We start from the raw sequence: 2957 nt of genomic DNA, 5'->3' as shown, positions 1-2957 counted from the left end.
GCTCCTGAGCATTATGAATTAGACAAAACGCCTATTCTATTTGAAATAGAAAAAAGCCAAACTACAGTCGCTTCTGTTACAGCAAAAAACGCTTTAATTAAAGGTGACATTACGTTAACAAAAGTGGATGATACTGATGGCACTACCCTTGAAGGTGCGGTATTCAAAATTGTTAACGACAAAAATGAAGATGTCCGTACAAACTTAAAAACAGAAAAAGATGGAACTTTGACCGTTAAAGATTTAGATCCTGGTGATTATCAATTTATTGAGACAACACCACCTAAATACTATGACTTAAATAAAGAACCAATTCCGTTTACAATCGAGAAAAGTCAAACAAGCATTATCTCAATTACTGCAAAAAACAGTTTAACTACAGGTGCTGTTGAGCTATTAAAAGTCGACGAATTTGATAAAAAGACTCCTCTTGCTGGAGCTATGTTCAAAATCGTGAATGATAAGAACGAAGACGTTCGTACAGAATTAACTACCGACACAAACGGAACTGTTAAAGCTTCTGACTTACGTCCAGGCAAATACAAATTTATTGAAACAAAAGCTCCTGAACATTATGAACTGCGATCAACACCAATTGAATTTACAATTGAGAAAGGTCAAAAAACACCGATTGTTATTACAGCTGAAAATGGTCTACTACCAGGCGATGTTGAACTAACAAAACTCGATGATACTGATGGCACTGCACTTATAGGTGCCGTATTCAAAATCGTTAATAATAAAAATGAAGATGTCCGTACAGAATTAGTTACGAATCAGGAAGGTAAAATTATTGCTACTGGTTTACGTCCAGGTAACTATAAATTTATCGAAATGAAAGCTCCTGAGCATTATGCCTTAAATAAAACACCTATTGAATTTACAATTAAGGAGAGCCAAGCGACTGCTATTAACGTTACAGCTACTAACAGCTTAACAAAAGGTGGTATTGAATTAACAAAAGTTGATTCTGTAAATGCTAAGGAAACCCTTGAAGGTGCAGTATTTAAAATTGTTAATGACAAAGGTGAGGATGTTCGTACGGAACTTACTACTGATAAAGACGGTAAATTAGTAGTGCAAGACTTACGTCCGGGTAATTATAAGCTAATCGAGACGAAGGCTCCTACTTATTACGATGTAAATGAAGAACCAATTGAATTTACAATCGAAAAAGGACAACAAAAACTCCTTCCACTTACATTTAAAAATAGTTTGACGAAAGGAAAGGTCAAATTAATTAAAGAAGATGACGTGGAGAGCGCGAAAGCTCTTGCTGGCGCTGTATTCACATTACAAGACGCAACTGGCAAAGAAATTATGAAAGATTTAATAACAGATGCACACGGAGTATTAGTCATCCCTGATTTAGCACCAGGCGATTATCAATTTATTGAAGTGAAAGCTCCTGAACATTATAAATTAGATCAAACACCTATTAAGTTCGCAATTAAAAAAGGTAGTAAGGAAGATCTTCCTATCCCTGTTACTGTAAAAAACAGTTTACTTACAGGTGGCGTCACTTTAACAAAAGTTGATGATGTTGATGGCACTACTCTTGAAGGTGCAGAATTTATAATCGTTGACGCTCATGATACTAAAAAGGTAATTCGCAAAGGTTTAACGACTGATAAAAACGGTAAAATTACTGCTTCTGATTTACGTCCTGGAGACTATCAATTTGTTGAAGTAAAAGCTCCAAAAGACTATACCTTAAGCAAAGAGCCTATTCCGTTCACTATCGAAAAAAGTCAAAAAGAGAATATTACTGTTACTGCTACTAACAGTTTAAAGAAAGGTGCAGTAACATTAACAAAAATCGATGACATCGATCGTACGATGCTCGAAGGTGCAATCTTTAAGATTGTTGATATGAACGGTAAGGAAGTTCATACGAATCTTGTTACAGATAAAAACGGAAAAATTTCTGTTTCTGATTTACGCCCTGGAGACTATCAGTTCATTGAAACAAAAGCTCCTGAGCACTATGTATTAGAAGAAACACAAATTCCGTTTACAATTGAAAGAAGTCAAACGAAAGAGATCAATGTTACAGGTAAAAATGCTTTGAAAAAAGGTAGCGTTGAACTAACAAAGATTGACGATATTGATATAAATACAAAACTTGCTAACGCCGTATTTAATTTATTAGATGCAGACGGAGAGCTAGTTGAAGAAGGCTTAAAAACAAATGATGAAGGTAAAATTGTTGTTGAAAATCTACGTCCTGGTACGTATCAATTCGTTGAAACAATTGCTCCTGAACATTACGTTTTAGATAAAAAACCTATCGTATTTACAATTAAAAAGAGCCAAACTGAAGCTCTTCATGTCACTGCTACAAATGCTTTAACAAAGGGTGCTGTTAAACTTTCTAAAGTAGATGATGTTGATGCCACTGTTCTTAAAGATGCAGTATTTAAAATTGTTAATATGAACGGTGATGTAGTTCATAAAGACCTTGTTACAAATGAACAAGGACTAATCGAAATTAACGACCTACGTCCTGGTGATTACCAATTCATCGAAACGAAAGCTCCTAAGGATTATGTTTTAGATGAAACACCAATCAAATTCACTATTGAAAAAGGACAGAAGAAATCTATTTCTTTAACTGCTACAAATAGCTTAAAACAAGGTAGTATCGAATTACTTAAAGTTGATGATTTAAACGATCAAACAAAACTTGCCGATGCGGTATTTAATTTACTAGATCAAAATGGCAAGGTACTTAAAACAGATTTAAAAACAAACAGTGAAGGTAAAATCGTTGTCGAAAACTTACGTCCTGGTACGTATCAATTCGTTGAAACAACGGCTCCTGAACACTATGATTTAGACAAAAAACCAATTATATTTACAATTGAAAAAAGCCAAAAAGATATCGCTACCGTTACTATGAAAAATAGTTTAACAAAAGGCGGCGTGGAACTTTCTAAAGTAGATGACGTTGATGG

The 2957-nt window shown here is 34.5% G+C and carries 1 protein-coding gene; it reads left to right on the top strand.

Annotated elements, in window-relative coordinates; all coding sequences use genetic code 11:
• Nucleotides 1-2957, top strand: a 2957-nt coding sequence (locus tag MR160_RS33265; protein ID WP_255805889.1) for a SpaA isopeptide-forming pilin-related protein, incomplete at both ends; no start/stop codon positions are given.

Source organism: Bacillus cereus group sp. BfR-BA-01382 (assembly GCF_022663475.1).
GTDB classification, from domain to species: domain Bacteria; phylum Bacillota; class Bacilli; order Bacillales; family Bacillaceae_G; genus Bacillus_A; species Bacillus_A thuringiensis_S.
This window is presented reverse-complemented; position numbering and strand designations above follow the sequence as displayed.